The organism is Collinsella sp. AM42-18AC, assembly GCF_003467965.1.
Taxonomy (GTDB): Bacteria; Actinomycetota; Coriobacteriia; order Coriobacteriales; family Coriobacteriaceae; genus Collinsella.
Genome location: NZ_QSFY01000011.1, coordinates 1 through 20,714, shown reverse-complemented (window position 1 = coordinate 20,714; position 20,714 = coordinate 1). Strand labels below are relative to the sequence as shown.

Below are 20,714 nucleotides of genomic sequence, written 5' to 3'. Positions count from 1 at the left end.
GATATGACCTAGTAGGTGGCTATCTGGTTACTACCAGTTGGCCCCTTGGTAACGGGTGGCCCCATTGTGCGGAATGTACCGAACATCCCCGTTTGATACGTTTTCCCATGCTGCCGGGGGGGGGCGTCCTCGGCACCTCAGCATCTCGGAAGAAAGGAGACCAGGTGCGCAGGAATTCCATTTTTACGAAACGGTGGGTGAAGGGAAGCGCGGTCCTCGTTGCCACTGCAGCGACGCTCGTGTTTGCCAATCCCCAGCAGGCGATTGCCACGCCACTCAAGGGCGTCGACTCGGCGACCGTGTCCCAGTCTGCCTCGAATGTCGTCGACATCGATTTCGCTGACGGCATCAAGGGCCGTATTACGTTCCTCGAGGACGGTATTTTCCGTTATAACGTCGACCCCAAGGGTGAGTTTTCCGAGTACGCCACGCCGCGCAGTAAGTCCCACACGGCTAAGATCCAGGCTCAGCCCGATACCTCGGACACCTACAGCAAGCCGAGTGCGACGGTTGCCGACAAGGGCGACACTATCGAGATCACCGGCGGAAAGGCGACCGTGATCCTGGACAAGGCGACTGGCAAGATGAGTATCAAGTCAGGCGACCGTGTCGTGGTTTCCGAGTCCGCGTCCCTCGACCTTGATAAGAAGGGTACCGTCCAGACGCTCGCCAAGGAGAAGTCCGAGAACTTCTTTGGCGGCGGCACCCAGAACGGACGCTTCCTGCACACCAACCAGACCATCGCCATCTCCAACACGAACAACTGGACCGATGGCGGCGTTGCCTCGCCCAACCCGTTTTATTGGACGAGTGACGGCTACGGCGTGCTCCGAAACACGTTTGCAGAGGGTTCCTACGACTTCGGTTCCACGGACTCATCGACGGTCACGACTTTGCACAGCGAGAATGAGTTTGATGCCTACTACTTCGTGGCGACCAACGAGGGAGCTTCGAACGTGGCAACTGAGATGCTGCAGGACTACTACAAGGTGACCGGTAACCCGGTACTGCTGCCCGAGTACGGGTTCTACCTTGGTCATCTTAATGCCTATAACCGTGATGGCTGGTCAACGACCTCGGGTCAAAAGAAGTGGGAGACCAAGGGCAGCAAGTCCTCGAGCGAGAAGGGCGACGTTAAGTACGAGTCTGGCATGTCGACGGGCTACAAGCTCGACGGCACACTTGCGGCCGAGACGCTCAACGGTGAGGGCCCTACGGTTGATACCGAGAACATGAAAGCGACCGATTTCGACCGCCAGTTCTCTGCTCGGCAGGTTATCGATGACTACGAGGACAGCGACATGCCGCTCGGCTGGTTCCTGCCGAACGACGGCTACGGCGCCGGCTATGGCCAGAACGGTTACTACAAGACCGGCGGCGTCAACTCCGACGGAGCGAGCTCGGCCGACCGTCTTAACGCTGTGCGTGCCAACGTCGACAACCTTAAGAAGTTCACCGAGTATGCCAACTCAAAGGGTGTGAGCACGGGCTTGTGGACCCAGTCCAACCTTGAGCCCGACAGCAACCCTGAGACCCCGTGGCATCTGCTTCGCGACTTCGACGCCGAGGTCAAGACGGGAGGCATCACTACCCTTAAGACCGACGTTGCCTGGGTTGGATCTGGCTACTCCTTTGGTCTTAATGGCATCAAGACAGCTTATGACACGGTGACGACCGGCGCTAACAAGCGCCCCAACATCATCACGCTCGATGGTTGGGCCGGCACGCAGCGCTTTGGTGGCATTTGGACCGGCGACCAGTATGGCGGTAACTGGGAGTACATTCGCTTCCATATCCCCACGTATATCGGTCAGAGTCTTTCGGGCAACCCCAACATCGGCTCCGACATGGATGGCATTTTTGGCGGCGACCCCATCATCTCTGCGCGTGACTACCAGTGGAAGACGTTCACGCCCTCTATGCTCGACATGGACGGTTGGGGCACCTACCGTAAATCGCCCATGACGCACGGCGATCCCTACACAGGCATCTCGCGCTTCTACCTCAAGCTCAAGGCGCAGCTCATGCCCTATATCTACACGAGCGCGGCCTCGGCGGCCAACATCGACACGGGTAACGGCGATGCCGGCCTGCCCATGATCCGCGCCATGCTGCTTTCCGATAACTCCGAGTACGCCGCAAGCACCTCGACGCAGTACCAGTATATGTTCGGTGAGAACTTCCTAGTGGCACCGGTGTATCAGGATACCCAGGCAGACGAGAACGGCAACGACATTCGCAATGGGATTTACCTCCCCAACTACGGCACCGACGAGAATCCCACCATCTGGATCGATTACTTCTCGGGTAAGCAGTATCGCGGCGGCCAGGTTCTCAACAACTACGAGGCTCCGCTTTGGAAGCTGCCGCTGTTTGTGAAGGCCAACGCTATCGTGCCGATGTACGCCGAGAACAACAACCCCGAGGCCGTGAGCGACACCAACACCAAGGGTACCGACCGCAGCCAGCGTATCGTCGAGTTCTTCGCCACCGAGGGCGACGGCACCTTTACGCAGTACGAGGACGACGGCTCCTCCATCGAGAACAACACGACTGAGGACGATTCCTACGGTACGATCGACAATATCTCCTACGGTGAGCATGTGAGCACCGTCTACAGATCCAAGGCCGCAGGCGGCACCGCGACCTTTACCGCCGAAGCCTCGCAGGGTGGCTACAACGGCTACGACTCCAATCGCACCACGACCTTCGTGGCCAACGTGTCCGCCAAGCCCATGAGCGTCGTCGCCAAGAACGGCGGATCCGCGCTCAACGTGGTTGAGGTCGACTCGCAGGAGGCCTTTGACACCGCGACCCCCGAGGCCGGCCAGGCGGTCTACTTCTACAGCGAGACCCCTAACCTCAACCACTACGGCAGCGATGTGGACGGCACCGAGGCCGAGCGGGGCGAGAGCTTTAACAACACCAAGATCACCACGAACCCCAAGGTCTACGTCAAGTTCGCGAAGACCGATGTTGCTGCAGCGGCGCAGACGCTTGAGCTGGGCGGTTTCGTGAACGCCGACGCCACGCTCACAGCCGATCGCCTCAACGAGAACCTCTCCGCACCCACGAACCTTGCTGCCCCCGAGGACGCCACGACCCCAACGAGCATCAAGCTCACCTGGGGAAAGGTCGATGGTGCTACCTCCTACGACCTTAAGGTCGACGGCACTGTGTTTGCCGTGGGTGATGCGGCCGAGTTCACGCACACCGACCTCGCCTACAATAGCAAGCACACCTACCAGATTCGTTCGCGCAACGCCGAAGGTTACTCCGCCTGGAGCGATGTGCTCGAGGCGAACTCCGCACTCGATCCGTGGCGGAACGTCCCCGACGCCGAGGAAATCACCTGGGAGGGCTCACTTTACGGCAGCCATAAGGCCGAGCTCGCCTTCGACCATGAGTTCCAGTCGGGCGACGGCGGTTTCCACTCCGGTGGCAACGATCTGGGCAAGGCGCTTACCGTTGACTATGGACGCGCTTACAAGCTCGATAAGCTCGAGTACTATCCGCGCGATGACGCCGGCAACGGCACCGTGACCAAGATGCGTGTTGAGACGAGTCTCGATGGCGTCCACTGGACGAGCCAGGAGGTCGATTGGGCACGTTCCGCTGATTGTAAGACGGTAGCGTTTGACGGCACCGTGGCCGCTCGTTACGTGCGCATGACACCGCTCGCCTCGGTCGGCAATTTCTTCTCCGCGTCCGAGATTGCCATCTACAAGACCGACGGCACGGATGGCTTCGCCGTGGGCTCCAACCTCAACAAGGCCACGATCTCCGACGGAGACTACTCCAACATGAAGAACTATCTGGGCCTCGAGAATCGCGAGCCCGATACCCCGACGTTCGGTTCGCAGATCCGCGACCACTTCGCCGACCTCAACGATAACGGCGTTTACGACGTCTACGATTACTCGTTCACCATGGCGGGTCTTGACGGCGGCACTAAACAAAAGGGCAAGGTCGCAGGTTCGCTCGCGGTGATTCCGAGCAAGACCGAGGTCGAGGCCGGTGATGAGATCACCGTTGATGTCTATGCGGCCGACGCCAAGAACGTCAACGCCCTGGGCGCCCTCGTCAACTTCAAGAGCGACCAGTTCGAGTTTGTGTCCGAGAGCATCGCGCAGGACGGCTCGACTGCCGGCATGGAGAACCTGTCTCGCGAGAAGGTCCAGTTCGTGGACGGAACGCAGACTATCAATCTCGCCTTTGCCAACCGCGGCGATGGCAAGCTCTACAACGGTACTGGCGCGGTGGCGAGTTTCAAGCTCAAGGCCAAGACCGCCGGAAAGGTCGAACTGCCCTCGACATCTTGGCTTATCGGCCCGGCATGCGACGCACTTGAGTTTGCGAGCGACGGCACGGTGACGATGCCGGACGTTCCTCAGCCAACGGTCGCCGAGTACGCCCAGGATGCCTTCAACATCACGATGACCAACGATGAGCTCACGACCGACGACGGGACCAACGTCGAGAAACTTATCCAGCAGAAGAGCTATAACGCGCTGTTCGATAATAACGAGGGCGACAACGGCTTTGAGTTCCTGTGGAACTGGAGTGGCAACTGGGACAGCGAGGGTAAGCTACCGAGTTACGTGAAGCTTCCCACCACGATGACATTCGCATTTAAGACGCCGTCGAAACTCGATAGCGTCGAGGTCGTTAACCGCAACGGCGGCAACGGAACCGTACAGAAGATCAAGGCCGTCGTGACGTTCGAGGATGGCTCGATCCAAGAGTTCGCGGGCGGGGAGTACGATTCCTTCCTGGCTCGCTACGCCTTTGACCTCTCTGCCGAGAACAAGGGCAAGAAGGCGACCAAGGTCGAGGTCACGCCGCTTGAGGCATCGGGTGACCAGATGCTCACACTGCGTGAGGTCAACTTCAACTACACGCAGGGTGTCGAGGCCATCAAGGGTGTCGAGCTAGGCAAGAACCAGACCGAGTTCTTTGAAGGCGACATTACGCCCGTCGACGCCAAGGCTACGCCTGAGAGCGCTGGCTACCCCTATGTGACGGTCGAGAGCTCCGACCCCTCTGTGGTAAGCGTCTCCGCTGTTCAGGCTGGCGATAGCGTGAGCTACTACCTGCGTGCCAACAAGGCCGGCAAGGCAAAGATCACGGTGGCGTCGGTACTCGACCCCTCCAAGACCGCATCCTATGAGGTCGAGGTCAAGGCTGGTGTCGATACCTCTGCGCTCGTGGCAGCGCTTTCCAAGGCCGCGGGCTACAGCGAGTCCGTCTACACCAAGGATTCCTATGCAGCTCTCACCACTGCGGTCGAGGCGGCTCGGAAGCTCCTCGACAGCGGCCAGGGCAGCTATAGCAAGAAGGATGTCGCAGACGCCACTGCCAAGATCGAGAAGGCAATCGACGGCCTCAAGATGCGCCCTGTCGATGAGAAGATCCTCATCAACACGCCCGAGAACCGCAAGAACGTCAAGGTGGCCGACTTCTCGAGTGAGGCCGACTACGAGGGCAGCAACGCCGTCAACGCTCTCGACGGCGACGAGCGGACGCTTTGGCACAGCGACTGGGCCCATGGGACCGGTATGCCCCAGTATCTGAGTGTCGACCTGGGCCGCGACTACGATCTCACCGACGTTACATTCCTGCCGCGCCAGGACGGCGGCACTAACGGCGATATCTTCGAGGCCGAGATACTGGTCTCCGACACTGCCGACGGTTATGAGATGGGCACCGCCGCGTCGATGGGTACGTTCGCCTTCGACAACGACGGCCGCGTGCTCACCGACCGTGGCGACTGGAAGCAGATGAGCTTTGGCGCCGCGCGCGGTCGCTACGTGACCGTCAAGGTGATTCACGCCGGCGGTGGCGACGTTGATGCCTACTGCAGCATGGCGGAGCTCAAGTTCTACGGTACGGCCGTCCCCGATCCGGTGGCGAAGGATGATCTCGCTACCGCGATCGAAAAGGTTGATGCCGAGGTTGCTGCCGGCGACCTCAAGGCCGGTGACTACACCGAGGCCTCCTGGACGGCGCTCGAGAACGCCCTGGCGAGCGCCCGCGCCATCTTGAGCGATGAGGACGCCACGCAGGACGAGGTCGACCAGGCGCTCAGGGCGCTCGAGAGCGCCCGCGGCGCGCTCGAGAAGACCCCGGTGGTCCCGGTCGAGAATCCGACTAAGAAGCAGCTCAAGGCCCTGGTCAAGCAGGCGAAGGAGACTGACACCAGGGGCAAGACGGACGAGTCTGTCAAGGCCCTGACGGATGCCATTACCTACGCCGAGGACGTCTTGGGTGATGAGAATGCTTCCGACACCCAGCTCCAGGCGGCCTATGACCAGCTCAAGCTGGCCATTGAGAGCCTCAGGGATGCCGACTCCGGCAACCAGGGCGGCTCGGGCAACCAGAGTTCCGGCAATGGCTCGAACGGCGGCAACCAGGCGGGCAAGCCCGCAGGCGACAAGGCCCAGGGCAGCAAGAAGAACGGTTCGGCGATCCCCAATACCGGCGACCAGACGGCGGCGACCGTCGTGACCGTCGGTGGTCTCGGCGCCATCATCGCCGCGATCGGCGCTTTCTTCCATCGTCGCAGCAAGGCCAAGTAGCCCCAGCAACAGCTAAGCAAGCGTGCCCGCCGTCCCACCCAAGGACGGTGGGCATGCTTTTTGAATGTAGGCGGAAAGCTCCGACCCTTCGGCCTTAATCTCGCAAAGCATTCCGTCTCTCACCGAACACATCGGCATCGGTGGCTATACTTGAATTATTTGCAGTTAAGGGTCGCGGATTCGCTGCGTCACCGCTCTCAACAGGAGGTCTATGTTTATGGCAGATCAAAAGCCGGTTGTCGGGATCATCATGGGTTCCAAGTCCGATCTGGGCGTTATGGAAGGCTGCACCGCCGAGCTCGAGGCACTGGGTGTGCCCTATGAGCTCGTGATCGCGAGCGCACACCGCACGCCGGCGAAGGTCCACGAGTGGGCTTCGACTGCCGCCGATCGCGGCATCAAGGTGATTATCGCCGCCGCCGGCAAGGCCGCTCACCTGGGTGGTGTCGTGGCTGCCTTTACGCCGCTGCCGGTTATCGGCGTGCCTATGAAGACGAGTGACCTGGGCGGTATGGACTCTTTGCTGTCGATGGTGCAGATGCCCTCCGGCGTGCCCGTGGCCTGCGTTGCCATCAACGGCGCCAAGAACGCTGCCATTTACGCCACGCAGATTCTGGGCGCATGCGACCCCGAGTACCGCAAGGTTATCGAGAAGATGAAGCAGGAGATGGCTGACGCCTAAGCGTTCCGCCGTTTCGCCGCAGTATAAGGAGAGCCATGTCCGATTATCAGGGAAAACGATTCAAGGCTTCTCAGATTCCCGATCCGTCGAAGCCGGGTGCCGCCCATGCGGCGCAGCAGGGTCGGACATCCTCTCCCCAGCAGCCGCGCGCGCCGCGTTCCGTAACGCCGACGTCCCATCGTCGACAGGACGCGCCGGCCGCATATCGTCCTTCGTCTTATAGCTCCGCTAAGAAGCCGCCCCGGTCTTCATCGCATGCCGCGCCGTCGGATCGCACCGAGCCGCCGCGCAAAAAGCGCCACTCCATTATTCCCATTCTGCTCATCATCATCGGTATCGGTCTGATTGTCGCCGCCGCCGCTATTTTTATTAATGCCCAGATTGGCTATAAGCAGGCGAGCGATTCGTACCAGAAAATCGAGAAGCAATATGTAAGCGATAAGGACGCCAGCGGCGTGCCGATTATCGACTTTGATGCGCTTGCTCAGACGAACCCCGAGATTGTGGGTTGGATTTACGTGCCGGGAACCAACATCAACTATCCCGTGGTGCAGACCAATAACAACTCCAAATACCTCAACACGCTGTTTGACGGTACGTCCAATGCATCGGGTGCGATCTTCTTGGACAGCGACGATACCGCGCCGGGAATGGTTGACCAGCAGACCACGATTTACGGCCACCATATGAACGACGGATCGATGTTCAATGTGATTTCGGACACCACTGATCAGGCGACGTTCGATAGCATCGAGTTCGTGTATTACATCACACGGGATGCTACGTATAAGCTGCGACCACTGGCGACCAAAGTTGTCGAGGACACGTATGCCAAGGCGCGCACGCCCAATTTTGAGGGCGACGACGGGCTCAAGAACTACCTGTCCGAGATGCTCGACGGTGCCTCTGCCGTGGCGAGTGATGCCACCGATCGCGCCGCCTCGGCAACCAAGGTCGTAACGCTTGTGACCTGTCGTTCGTTATCGCTGAGCAACACGCGTGCTGTCATGGTGCTCACGCCGGTCGAGGAATAAGTTGTTCGAGAGTAGCTAAAAAAGCCCCGTTCCAAATTGGCTACTCGACGACGGTAAGGGAGAAATAATGCTCGAGAATGGCAAAACGATGCCTTCGGTTGATGCTTGGCTGCGCGAGGCCAAGGCCGATTCGTCGGCACCTGCGTGCGGTATGTATCTGACACACAACGGTGTGGTGCGTGCGACGCCCAAGGCCGAGGTGCGCGGAGTCGAGACCGATGGCGTGGCGCCGGGCCACAAGGTGGGCGGCATGGTGTTTGGCTACGACGCCAGCAAGGTACAGGCCGCCATCGAGGCCACGCGCGCGATGCCGGGTATCGGCTATGTGCGCGTGTGGCTGGCAAGCGGCGAGCTTTCCGTAGGTGACGACATCATGCTCGTGCTTATCGGCGGGGACATTCGCCCACACGTGGTCGATGCACTGCAGGCGCTCGTTGGCACCATCAAGAACGAATGCGTGAGTGAGGTCGAGCGCGAGGCATAGAGGATTGCGTCGATAGAAGGATCGTTTATAAAAATGCCCACCGGTACGTGTGATACCGGCGGGCATTTTGCGTTTTGGGCGCGGTGAGCGCTATACGCGTGTCGCATCCTTGGGGCTCATGGTCATGCTCTGGAAGCGGTTTTCCATGTACTCGTTATCGAAGTGCTCTCCGTAGAACTGTGCGACGGGAATGTCCGGCTCCGTGCCGTTAACGCGCTGGTACCAGTAGTCGAGCGACTGCAGCGTCATGACGCCGTCGACCAGCATGATAACGGTAAAGATGACGGTGGCCGAGTAGCGGCTCTTCCAGGGGATCTTGTTGATAAACTTAAGCAGCCTCGGCAGCAGCAGCTTGATCCAGATGAGGCCGCCCAGGCCCCACAGGCAGGCGAAGCCCGTGCAGGTGCGTCCGCCCGTGAGGACCACGAGCGGATCGGGCAAACCGAACAGCGTTATGTGCGAGTAGCTCCACGAGACCACGCCAAACGCGGTCTGCATAAACCAGCCCACGAACACCTCAAAGCTGGCGCCGAGCAGGGCGCTCACCAGGAAAATGATGATGGGGTTCTTTTTGTAGAAGCGGTTAAGCACCATGGTCATGAGCACGGCGCCAAATCCGTAGATGGGGCTGAAGGGGCCAAACAGCATGCCGGCGCGGTTCTGATAGACGCCCGGGTCGTCGACCGTCATGTGCCAGATGTCCTCGGCGATCAGGCCGAGTATGCAGCAGACAAAGAACACCCAGAACAGGTTGAAGTAGTTGAGCTTGATGTAGCCCTCGCCGGTTTCATCGCGGCCGAGCATGCCCTCGGCGGCGGCGTCGCGGTCGAGCATCTCCTGCAGGCGGCGCTGCAGTTCGCGCTCCTGACGCAGCGTGGGGTCGACGGTTGCCGAAAGTGCAACAAGGATGCCGAGCTGGATCGCGGGACGCAGCAGGAAGGGCCCGATGCCCTGGAGCATCACGTCGACCAAAAGCTCGACGACCGTGAATGCAATAAGGATGTAGGACAGGCGGGCGGCGTTGCGGCGCTGGTTTTTGATAAGGTCCAGGCCAAAGATGATTAGGATGACGGCACTTGCCGCAGAGAGCATGATGCCGGCGACGATAAGGCCGACTGCGACGAGCGTGTTATCGCCGAGCTTTTCGGTGGCGTTGCCGTTAACAAGTGCCGTGATGACCTGCCACATAAAGGCAGCGACTGACGGGAGCGTGCCCACGCCGGAAAGGATGCACAGGACGGCGTACACCTTAATGATGAGGGGAATCTTCTTGACCTCTGTGGCGCTGGGGACGCTGGGGTCGAGTTCGTTTCGATCCATACAGAACCTTTCTCGCTTTGTTGTAGGTTATAAGGATACGCCGCCGACCTGCCAAAAGACAGGATGAACGTCCCAATTGCAACTTTGTAATCCCCAACGGCGGACGCGGCGGCCATCTGGGGGCGCGGGCACTTACACTGGACAGACCGATAAAATGTTTGGCAACAAAACTGATTATTAGCTCGGTGGGCTTTTAAAAAGCGCTGCTCATGCGCTGGGGAGCACGTCGCGCCGTGCGTATAATAAGGCGGGTAACGCCAAAAATACGAGGCTCTGAGGGGATACCATGTCTCAAGAAACCATCCGCGCGGCCGAGCGTGCCGCGGGACAGGTGAACACCATGTCGACGTATGATCCGGACTCCGACCAGCTGCATGAGGAATGTGGCATTTTCGGCGTATGGGCGCCCGATCGCGACGTGGCTCGACTGACGTACTTTGGCCTGCGTGCGCTGCAGCACCGTGGCCAGGAATCGGCTGGAATCGCCGTGGGTGACGGCGGCACGGTTATGGTCCGCAAAGATCTGGGCCTGCTCGACCGCGTGTTCTCCAACGCCGACCTGTCGACGCTCTCCGGCCAGCTGGCCGTGGGTCATGTGCGCTACGGCACTGCCGGCGCCAAGAGCTGGGAAGCCTCTCAGCCGCACCTCTCTACCATCAATAGCGTCATTATCGCGCTCGCGCACAACGGCACCCTCGTCAACACCGACGAGCTGCGCCGTCAGCTGATCGAGCTGGGCGTGCCGTTCCTCTCCAATTCGGATTCCGAGGTCGCGACCAAGCTTATCGGCTACTTTACCCAGCGTACGGGCCACCTGCGCGAGGGTATTCGCAAGACCATGGAGCTCGTGCGCGGCGGCTACGCCATGACGCTCATCAACGAGCAGGCGCTCTACGCATTCCGCGATCCACACGGCATTCGCCCGCTCGTGCTGGGCAAGCTGGTGGACGAGGGTCTGGACCAGGCCGATGCCGCAGCCGTTTCGCAGCTGCCGTCGCAGGACGGCGCCGCGACGGTCGACTCCGCCGTCCGTGTCACGCGCGCCGGCGGCTGGGTCGTTGCTTCCGAGACCTGCGCACTCGACATCGTGGGTGCCGAGTACGTCCGTGACGTCCGTCCCGGCGAGATCTTGCGCATCAGCGCCGAGGGCCTGGTATCCGAGCAGGGCGTGCCTGCAGCCGAAGAGCCCGCCAACTGCATCTTTGAGCAGGTCTACTTTGCCCGCCCCGACTCCATCATGAACGGCAAGAGCGTCTATGCCTGCCGTTACGACATGGGTCGTCAGCTGGCACATGAGGAGCCTGTCGAGGCCGACCTGGTCATCGGCGTGCCCGACTCCGGCCTGCCGCCTGCGGAGGGGTATTCGCACGAGAGCGGTATTCCCTTTGGCGAGGGCCTTATCAAGAACCGCTACGTGGGCCGTACGTTTATCGAGCCTACGCAGGAGTTGCGCGCCATGGGCGTGCGTATGAAGCTCAACCCGCTGCGCGACAACATCGAGGGCAAGCGTCTGGTCGTCATCGACGACTCCATCGTCCGCGGCACCACCATGGTGCAGCTCGTCAAGATGCTGCGTAACGCCGGCGCCAAGGAGATTCACATCCGTATCAACTCGCCCGAGGTCATCTGGCCGTGCTTCTACGGCATCGATACCGACGTGCAGTCGCAGCTCATCAGCGCCAACAAGACGGTCGACGAGATTTGCGAGTACATCGGCGCCGATTCGCTGGCCTTCCTTTCGGTCGAGGGCCTGCTTAAGGTCATGCCCAAGGGCGGTTACTGCGATGCGTGCTTTACCGGCCGCTACCCCGTGGCGATTCCCGAGAGCTTTGGCCGCGACAAGTTCATGGAGGGCTTTAAGCCCCGCAACCTGGATAAACCGCTGCATTTTGACGACGACGCCGTGGTCGAGAAATACGACGACCGCAGCTGGGAAGAGAGGCACGGCGAGGCTTAAAACCTGCCAAAAAGGGACAGGTTTATTATGGTAGGTTTTACCTGCTGTTTTGTTGATATGACGGCGCGTGCTGTTATGGCGCGCCGAAATGAACGCAACTATGAGCACCGTTTGGCGCCTGCGCGGCGCCACGGTAATGGGAGAGGAAGGCTCAGATGAGCGACAGCAAGCATGTGACGTACGAGGACGCCGGCGTCGATACCGCCGAGGGCGGCCGCGCCGTTGACGCTATTAAGCAGATGGTCAAGGACACCAACCGCCCCGAGGTCATCGGCGGTATCGGTGGATTTGGTGGCTTATTCTCGGCCGCCGCGCTTAAGGATATGGAAGACCCGATTCTGATCAGCGGTACCGACGGCGTGGGCACCAAGCTCGTGCTCGCCCAGATCATGGATCGCCACGAGACGGTGGGCCAGGACCTGGTCGCCATGTGCGTCAACGACATTTTGGCTTCGGGCGCCGAGCCGCTGTTCTTCCTGGATTACGTTGCCATCGGTCACATTGAGGCCGAGCATATGGCAAAGATCATCAAGGGCGTGGCCGACGGCTGCAAGCTCGCGGGCTGCGCGCTCGTGGGCGGCGAGATGGCCGAGCACCCGGGCGTCATGGCCCCCGCCGATTACGACCTCGCCGGCTTTACCGTGGGTGTTGTCGATCGTCCCAAGATGCTCGACCCCGCGAACGTCCGCCCCGGCGATGTGATCCTGGGCCTGCCCTCCACCGGTGTGCACTCCAACGGATACTCGCTCGTGCGCAAGGTCATCGGCGTCGACGGCATCAAGCCGGGCACGCCCGAGGCCGCCGCTAAGGCCGAGGAACTGAGCCGCCCGCTCGAGGAGCTCGGTGGCGCTTCGCTGGCCGACGCCCTGCTGGCCCCCACGCGCATCTACGTCAAGCCGATTCTGGAGCTGCTGCGCGGCGGCGCCAACGTGCACGCTATCGCCCACATCACTGGCGGCGGTATTACTGAGAACCTCAACCGCGCGCTCGCCGACGACGTCGACGCTGTGGTCACCCGCAACGGTGCCGAGATGGGTTGGGACGTTCCGCCCGTCATCACCTACGTGTCGCGCCAGGCCGAGCTCGCGCCCAACGAGGCATGCAAGACCTTCAACATGGGCGTTGGCCTGTGCCTGATCGTCGCCCCCGAGGACGAGGCTGCGGTTACCGAGGCCCTGGTCGCGCTGGGCGAGAAGCCGTTCCGCGTGGGCGAGTGCGTCGAGGGTTCCGGTAAGGTCGTGTACTCCGATGAGCGCTAACGAGCAGACGGCTGCTGCCGAGGGCCTGGACTTTGTGCCCTACACCCGTCCGACCGGCACCGATACGGCCGAGCCGCTCAAGATCGGCGTGCTCATCAGCGGTTCGGGTACCAACCTGCAGGCACTGATCGACCTGATCGCCGCTGGTAATCTCAACGCCTCGATTGAGCTTGTGGTGTCGAGCCGTCCTTCGGCTAAGGGTTTGCAGCGCGCCGAGCGCGCGGGCATCCAGACGCTCACACTGTCCAAGGATGTCTACGCCGACCCCATCGCGGCTGACGAGATCATCGCGCATGAGCTGCTCGAACGTGGCTGCGAGTACGTGGTGATGGCCGGCTATATGCGCATGGTGCACACGCCGCTGCTGGCGGCGTTCCCCAATCGCGTGGTCAACCTGCATCCGGCGCTGCTGCCGAGCTTTACCGGTGCCCATGCGATTGACGATGCGTTTGCGCGTGGCGTCAAGGTGACCGGCGTGACCGTGCACTTTGCCAACGAGATTTACGACAACGGCCCCATCATCGCCCAGCGTGCGCTGGCTGTCGAGGAAGGCTGGGACGTCGACACGCTCGAGGAGCATATCCACGCGATTGAGCACGTGCTGTATCCCGAGGTCGTGCAGATGCTCGCCGACGGCCGCGTCCACGTGCTGGAGAGCGGCAAGGTCGCAATTGATGCGCCCCGCGGCTAGCGGCGCACAGTACAATTTAGTTGAGTGGTCAGGGTGGTCATTGGCGCCAAGGCGCGCGTGACCACCTTTTGTTTTGGGTGGTCACCCGCGACGTTCTTGAATGACTAGTCGTTTAAGAACGTCGCAGGTGACTAGGTGAGAGAGGTGAGCGCATGGCGGATAACGAAGCGCTGTTTACGCCTGAGCTGGTGTTTTTTGATTGGGAGTGTGCGACGCCGGGTGAGGTGTTTGCGCAGCTCGAGAGTGAGCTTGCTCCGCGCGGCTACATTGCCGACGGTTGGCTCGACGCCGTTCGCACGCGCGAGGATGCCTATCCCACGGGTCTTGCCATGCCGGCGGCAAACATTGCCATTCCGCATACCGATCCGGGGTTTGTGGCCAAGCCCTATATCGCGGTGGTGAAGCCCGCCGCGCCCGTGACATTTAACGCTATGGCTGGCATGGGCGCTCCGGTGCCGGCGCAGATCGTCATCAATCTGGGCATCGCCGAGCCGGGCGGCCAGGTCGAGGCCCTGCAGGCGCTCATGAACATCTTTATGGACGCCGATGCCGCAGCCGACGTGCTCGGCCAGACCACGCCGCAGGGCATGGTCGACGCTATCCGCCGTCACTTCTAAGGTGCCGGCTGCCAGAGCTGTCCCCTTTGCACCAAAATGGTGCAGATTAACCTGTCCCCAATGCACCAAGCGTGCCGCGGGGGCTGCGTTGTGACACAATGGCGTTTGTTCGATTCGTTATGCGAAAGGCCAAACATGGCAAATAAGAAAAAGAACCCCGAGGCCGCGCCGACGCCCGAGCAACAGGCTCGCGCCGCCTCCAGCTCTCGTAAGAAGCAGCGCAAGACCTATGTGTCCAAGACCGTCAAGATTATCCTAGTGGTCATCGGCGTACTAGCGATGCTGCTTTCCGTCTCGGCCATGGCGTGCTCCGGCCTGATGTCGCAGACCGAAAGCGCCAGCTCGGGCTATAAGCTCACTGGCGGCGTGGCTGCTACCATCAATGGCACCAACCTCACCGAGGACACCGTGACCAAGCAGATCATGAGCATGCGCACGTCCTACGGCTACACCAAGGACAAAGACTGGGCGCAGTACCTGGTCGACAACGACCTCACGCCCAAGAAGTATCGCAAGCAGCTCATCGACTCCTACACGCAGCAGATTCTGCTTCAGCAAGCGCAGAAGGAAAACGGCGTGACCGTCTCGGACGAGGAGGTCGAGAAGGCCTGGAAGGACGCCTGCAAGAGCGCGGGCGGTGCCAAGGCCTTTAAGAAGACCCTCAAGACCTACGGCTATACCGAGGATACCTACAAGGATTCGCTCAAGGAGAGTCTGGCGCAGCAGAAACTCAAGGATGCCGTCGCGCCCACGAGCAAGCCCAAGGACAGCGAGATCGTCGATTACATCAACGAAAACCTGTCCAGCTACAACGACGCCCGCCGCTCGTCGAACATCCTGATCAAGGTTGATTCCGACGCTTCCGACGAGAACAAGGCTGCCGCCAAGGCCAAGGCGCAGGAGTGCCTGGACAAGATCAACTCCGGTGAGCTGAGCTTTGAGGACGCCGTTGAGCAGTACTCCGAGGACACCGGTTCCAAGGAGAAGAAGGGCGATGTGGGCTGGGATAAGCTCACCACCTTTGTCGACAGCTACCAGACGGCGCTCGAGGGGCTCAACAAGGGCGACGTGAGCGAAGTCATCGAGTCGACCTATGGCTACCACATCATCAAGTGCACCGACTACTTCCATGTCGATAATCAGGTTGATGACATCAACCAGGTGCCCAAGGCCATCAAAAAGTACGTCTCCAACGTGGTGAAGACGCAAGCGGCCAGCACTGCGTACAGCGAGTGGCTGGAGCAGTACAAGAAGGATGCCGACATCACCGTCAACCCCATGCCCAAGGACGTACCCTATAACGTGAGTCTGAAGGGCGTTACCAAGAGTTCGACCGACGATTCGTCGACGACTGAGTAATCATGGGGCGGTGCTCGCGCGAGTGCCGCCCACGCTATTAGAGAGGATTTGCAGATGACCAACGAAGAGCTGCAGAAGGAAATGATCGCGGCCATGAAGGCTAAGGACAAGGTTCGCCTGTCCATCATTCGCCAGGTCAAGGCCGAGGTGAAGAATATCGAGGTTAACGAGCGCCGCGATGTGACCGAGGAAGACGTCAACAGCATGATCAAGCGTCTGATTAAGCAGACGAGCGAGACGCTGGAGATGTCCATCAAGGCCGGCACCGACCAAGAGCGTACCGACAACCTGACCGAGCAGGTCAAGATTCTGGAGAGCCTTCTGCCCGCGCAGGTTTCGGGCGAGGAGCTCGAGGCCCTGATCGAGCAGGTCATCGCCGAGCTGGGCGCCACGTCCAAGAAGCAGATGGGCCAGGTCATGGGCGCTCTGGGTAAGGCCACTGGCGGCAACTTTGATAAGCCGGCAGCAGCAAAGATCGTTGGAGCCAAACTCGCGTAATTTGTTACGCGGTTTTACCAAACCGCGTAACGGCTCGACGCTGCAAACCCGTACACGCGAGCAATCTGACGTTCAATTTCAAGGGCGCGACCATAAGGTCTGCGCCCTTTCATTTCACGTCACCTTGCTCGCGTGTACGGGTTTTCGCTGACTTATGCTCAACAAGGGCGGTTGTATTATTTTCGGTGCTCATTGGGCACAGACTTAAATGAGTACCCACGGGGGGTACTCATTTAAGTCTGTGCCCAATGAGTGGGCGGAAGGTTGCGGGTTCTTTACGGGGATGTAGCGTGGGCTGCGGAAACGTGGTTCTTTCCGTACAATAGTTCAACTCGTGTAAACGCAGGGAAGGGACATTCATGGCAGACATGATCGAGATCAAGCATCTCAACAAGTACTTTGGCGACCTGCATGTGCTCAAAGATATCAACCTCACCGTCAAGCGCGGCGAGAAGCTCGTAATGATCGGGCCTTCTGGTTCGGGTAAGTCGACGCTCATCCGTTGCGTCGATTATCTGGAGGAGCCTACGTCGGGCGAGGTCGTCATCGACGGTACGCCGCTCACCAAAAAGAATCACCTGGAGATGGCTCGCAAGTACAGCTCCATGGTGTTTCAGCAGTTCAACCTGTATCCCAACATGACGGTGCTCGGCAATCTGACGCTCGCGCCCATCAAGCTGCAAAAGAAGAGCAAGGAGGAGGCGACCGAGATCGCCATCGCCGCACTCAAGCGCGTCGGCATGGCGCATAAGGCCGGCGAGTATCCGCAGAATCTCTCGGGTGGTCAGCAGCAGCGCATCGCCATCGCCCGTGCCCTGTGTACCAAGCAGCCCATCATCCTGTTTGACGAGCCGACCTCGGCGCTCGACCCCGAGATGGTCCAGGAGGTTCTGGACGTTATGATTGAGCTTGCGCAGGAGGACATCACCATGATCTGCGTGACGCATGAGATGGGCTTTGCGCGCCAGGTGGCCGACCGCGTCATCTTTATGGAGGACGGCCGCATCCTGGAGGAGGGCACGCCCGAGCACTTCTTCGATAACCCCGAGAACCCGCGCTGCCGCGAGTTCCTGTCCAAGATTCTGCACTAGGCGCGGTGATGGACATGACGGATATGACGAGGGCGGCCGTGTCGCGCCGTCACTTTTTGCAGCTGGCGGGCGCCGGCATGCTCGCGCTGACGGGGACCGCGCTCACCGGTTGCGGCAACTCCACCAGCGGCGAGGGTTCCGACAAGGGATCCAAGCTTGCGGCCATCAAGTCGCGCGGCCATCTGAATGCCGGTGTCAAGAAAGATGTTCCCGGCTACGGCTATTACGACACCGCCAAAGGCCGCTTTGAGGGCATGGAAGTCGATTTGTGCTACCAGATCGCCGCCGCTGTCTTTGGCGTGAGCTACAAGGAAGCCCGTGCCCAGGAGCTTGTCGAGTTTACCGACGTAACGCCCAAGACACGCGGCCCGCTGATCGATAACGGCCAACTCGACGTGGTCGCGGCGACCTACACCATCACCGACGAGCGCAAGAAGAGCTGGGATTTCTCGACGCCGTACCGCACCGACTACGTGGGACTCATGGTCAAGAAGCGTTCGGGCTTTACCTCGATTGAGGACCTGGACGGCAAGGTCATCGGCGTGAGCCAGGGTGCCACCACGCAGGGCCTGATCGAGCAGATGATCAAGGACAACGGCTTTAGCTGTAAGCCCGAGTTTAGGGCTTTTAGTGGCTATCCCATCATCAAGAGTTCGCTCGACGCCGGCAATATCGACGTCTTTGCCATGGACCGCTCCACGCTGGCCGGTTACATGAACGAGACCGTTGAGCTGTTGCAGCCCGAGGTCAAGTTTGGCGAGCAGGGCTACGGCGTGGCGACCAAGAAGGGCTGCGACCTTTCGGCCGTGGTCGATCAGGTGATTTGCGATCGTCTGGCCGACGGCTGGCTCGACCAAGAGGTCAAGACCTGGGGTCTTGTATAGGCGCATCGTCCAAGGAAGGAATCAAATGCTCGAAGGATTATTTGACGCCGACCGTTGGTCGACGACATTTCAAAACATGGGGCCCTTCTGGGAGGGCTTTGGCGTGACGCTACAGGTGGTCGTTGCCGGTCTGCTGCTGTCGCTGGTGCTGGGCACGCTGCTGGGTGTGTTCTCTACCACCCGTTCGCGCGTGCTGCGCGCCATAAGCCGCGTGTACGTGGAGTTTTACCAGAACACCCCGTTGCCCGTGCAGGTGCTCTTTATGTACATGGCTGGTCCGCAGTTTTTGCAGGCCATAACCGGTGCCGACCAGCCGGTGCGCATCGCGCCGTTCGTGCTGGGCTTCTTGGGCGTGGGCCTGTATCACGCGGCCTACATCTCGGAGGTTATCCGCACCGGTATCGAGGCGGTTCCGCGCGGTCAGATGGAGGCGGCGCAGAGCCAGGGCTTCACCCGTGCGCAGGCGTACTGGTACATCGTGCTGCCCCAGACATTCAAGATCATTCTGCCGCCGCTGTGTAACCAGGCACTCAACCTAGTCAAGAACACGTCGGTGCTGGCGCTTGTGGCCGGCGGCGACCTTATGTACCGTTCAGACAACTTTGTGAGCCTGTACGGTTACCTGCAGGGATACATCGTCTGCTGCCTTATGTACTTCATCATCTGCTTTCCGCTCGCCATGCTGGTGCAGTGGCTCGAGCGCCGCTCCAAGGAGCGTCCGCGCGGCGTGAGCCTCGCCGAGCTGGGGCTCGACAACGTAGAGGAGGCCTAGCGCATGGAAATCTTCAACGCGACCAACCTGCTCTACATTTGGGGCGGCTTTGTTAAGACGATCGAGATCTCGGCGCTGTCGATTTTTTTCTCGCTCATCTTTGGCACGGCGCTGGCGCTCGTTAAAAGCTATGCGCCCCGCCCGTTTCGTATTTTGGTGAGTGCCTACATCGAGCTGTTCCGTTGCACGCCGAACCTGCTGTGGATCCTGTTTATCTACTTTACGGTGCAGGGTTTGGACATTGTGATTTCGACCATCGCCTTTACGCTGTTTACCAGCGCTGTTATGGCCGAGATTGTGCGCGGCGGCCTCAACTCGATTCCGCGCGGCCAGTTTGAGGCAGCGCAGAGCCAGGGCTTTGGCTTCTTTGCCACCATGCGCTACATCATTCTGCCGCAGACATTTAAGACGATCATTCCGGCGCTGTTTAGCCAGTGCACGACCGTCATCAAGGACAGCTCGTATCTTTCGGGCATTAACGTGGCCGAGCTCATGTACACGGCAAACGTCGTGATGGCCCACGCGATCGACCTGTCGCAGGTGCTTATGCTCTACGGCCTGGTGTTTGCGATGTACTTCGTGCTCAACTTTGGTATCTCGCTGCTGGTGAGGGCATATCAACGCCGCATCGTGGCCGCATAGTCCTGCTTCCCCAAGCACGGCACCTTGCCCCTCAATCGTCGCTTGCGTACATTTAGTACGCGGCGCTCCTCTTTCGGGGCAATCTGCCGCACTTGGGAAACCAGGACGGTCGTAAGTGACAAAATGGGAATCAGGAATTGCCTTTTCTCATTTGTTAGAAAGGAATCGCGATGAGCGATCTGGAGAACAAGAAGAATCCTGTGGTCATTACCATCGCGCGCGACTTTGGCGCCGAGGGCCACGAGATTGGCCGCATGCTTGCCGACGAGTTGGGGATTCCGCTGTACGATAACGAGCTGCTGGTACGTGCGTCGCTGCGCGCGGGCGAGTCGCTCGACAAGATGGCCGCCTACGACGAGCGTCTGGCCGTGGAGAACATGGCGTTCCTGCCCGACCGCTACGACGCGCGTTCGTACTCGGACAAGTTGTTCCAGAAGATGAGCCAGGTGATTTTGGACCTGGGCGAGACCGAGAGCTGCATTATCGAAGGCCGCCTGTCCGATTACCTGCTGCGTAACAACCCCAACCACATTGCCGTGTTGGTGACCGCTCCTTTTGAGGACCGCGTCGAGATTGTGCGCAAGAAGCGTGGCCTTAATAAAAAGAAGGGCGCCAAGCTGGTCAAGCAGCAGCAGAAGGCGCGCGAGGCGTTCTATAAGCGCTACAGTGCCGGAAAGTGGAAGATGACGAGCGGTAAGGACATCGTCGTCAACCGCGCCAAGCTGGGCCGCGAGGGCTGCAAAGACGTTATCGCCGCTGCCTACCGCTACAAAGTAGCGCAGCTCGAAGACTAACCGACCAAAACCACCACAAAGGGGACAGTGAACTGCGCCCCGAAACTTGGAC

At 60.1% G+C, this 20,714-nt stretch carries 16 protein-coding genes; 15 read left to right on the top strand and 1 reads right to left on the bottom strand.

Annotated features, from left to right (window positions below):
- Positions 1–164 precede the first annotated feature (164 nt).
- The 4 genes from DW913_RS07315 (at position 165) to DW913_RS07300 (ending at position 8,778) form a co-directional block, all read left to right on the top strand.
- Complete coding sequence (locus DW913_RS07315) at positions 165–6,578, top strand: discoidin domain-containing protein (RefSeq protein WP_158566216.1); 6,414 nt, start codon at positions 165–167, stop codon at positions 6,576–6,578.
- 217 nt (positions 6,579–6,795) lie between these two features.
- Complete coding sequence (gene purE, locus DW913_RS07310) at positions 6,796–7,260, top strand: 5-(carboxyamino)imidazole ribonucleotide mutase (protein ID WP_006235810.1); 465 nt, start codon at positions 6,796–6,798, stop codon at positions 7,258–7,260.
- Positions 7,261–7,295: 35 nt separating this feature from the next.
- Positions 7,296–8,294: a class B sortase gene (locus DW913_RS07305; protein WP_117798091.1), complete on the top strand. Its 999-nt coding sequence runs from the start codon at positions 7,296–7,298 to the stop codon at positions 8,292–8,294.
- A 67-nt stretch (positions 8,295–8,361) separates the two neighbouring features.
- Entirely contained in the window at positions 8,362–8,778 is a 417-nt protein-coding gene (locus tag DW913_RS07300; protein WP_117798090.1) for a molybdenum cofactor biosynthesis protein MoaE, read from the top strand.
- Between the two features lie 90 nt (positions 8,779–8,868).
- Here DW913_RS07300 and DW913_RS07295 read toward each other — a convergent pair whose 3' ends face one another.
- Positions 8,869–10,098: a putative ABC transporter permease gene (locus DW913_RS07295; RefSeq protein WP_117798089.1), complete on the bottom strand. Its 1,230-nt coding sequence runs from the start codon at positions 10,096–10,098 to the stop codon at positions 8,869–8,871.
- Between the two features lie 286 nt (positions 10,099–10,384).
- Here DW913_RS07295 and purF point away from each other — a divergent pair, with 286 nt between their 5' ends.
- The 11 genes from purF (at position 10,385) to DW913_RS07240 (ending at position 20,662) form a co-directional block, all read left to right on the top strand.
- Positions 10,385–12,055: an amidophosphoribosyltransferase gene (purF, locus tag DW913_RS07290; protein WP_117798088.1), complete on the top strand. Its 1,671-nt coding sequence runs from the start codon at positions 10,385–10,387 to the stop codon at positions 12,053–12,055.
- Positions 12,056–12,210: 155 nt separating this feature from the next.
- Entirely contained in the window at positions 12,211–13,314 is a 1,104-nt protein-coding gene (purM, locus tag DW913_RS07285; RefSeq protein ID WP_055251557.1) for a phosphoribosylformylglycinamidine cyclo-ligase, read from the top strand.
- On the top strand, positions 13,304–14,005 hold the full coding sequence (gene purN, locus DW913_RS07280) for a phosphoribosylglycinamide formyltransferase (protein ID WP_117798087.1): 702 nt from the start codon (positions 13,304–13,306) through the stop codon (positions 14,003–14,005). The genes purM and purN overlap by 11 nt, the downstream gene beginning before the upstream one ends.
- Positions 14,006–14,157: 152 nt before the next feature.
- Positions 14,158–14,622, top strand: coding sequence for a PTS sugar transporter subunit IIA (locus DW913_RS07275; protein WP_117778667.1), 465 nt, complete (start codon positions 14,158–14,160; stop codon positions 14,620–14,622).
- Positions 14,623–14,757: 135 nt separating this feature from the next.
- Entirely contained in the window at positions 14,758–15,981 is a 1,224-nt protein-coding gene (locus DW913_RS07270) for a peptidylprolyl isomerase (RefSeq protein ID WP_117798086.1), read from the top strand.
- 54 nt (positions 15,982–16,035) lie between these two features.
- Positions 16,036–16,479 (top strand): GatB/YqeY domain-containing protein, encoded by a 444-nt coding sequence (locus DW913_RS07265; protein WP_006235801.1) that lies wholly within the window; start codon positions 16,036–16,038, stop codon positions 16,477–16,479.
- Between the two features lie 359 nt (positions 16,480–16,838).
- Positions 16,839–17,570: an amino acid ABC transporter ATP-binding protein gene (locus DW913_RS07260; RefSeq protein WP_022094215.1), complete on the top strand. Its 732-nt coding sequence runs from the start codon at positions 16,839–16,841 to the stop codon at positions 17,568–17,570.
- Between the two features lie 8 nt (positions 17,571–17,578).
- A complete protein-coding gene (locus tag DW913_RS07255) occupies positions 17,579–18,454 on the top strand; it encodes a transporter substrate-binding domain-containing protein (RefSeq protein WP_082435536.1) in 876 nt (291 codons plus the stop codon).
- 25 nt (positions 18,455–18,479) lie between these two features.
- The gene (locus tag DW913_RS07250) at positions 18,480–19,226 is read left to right on the top strand and encodes an amino acid ABC transporter permease (protein WP_035136546.1); all 747 of its coding nucleotides are present in this window, start codon (positions 18,480–18,482) and stop codon (positions 19,224–19,226) included.
- Between the two features lie 3 nt (positions 19,227–19,229).
- On the top strand, positions 19,230–19,868 hold the full coding sequence (locus tag DW913_RS07245; protein WP_117798085.1) for an amino acid ABC transporter permease: 639 nt from the start codon (positions 19,230–19,232) through the stop codon (positions 19,866–19,868).
- A 170-nt stretch (positions 19,869–20,038) separates the two neighbouring features.
- Positions 20,039–20,662 carry an AAA family ATPase gene (locus DW913_RS07240; RefSeq protein WP_055285378.1) on the top strand — a complete coding sequence of 208 codons (624 nt, stop codon included), beginning with the start codon at positions 20,039–20,041 and terminating at the stop codon, positions 20,660–20,662.
- Positions 20,663–20,714 lie beyond the last annotated feature (52 nt).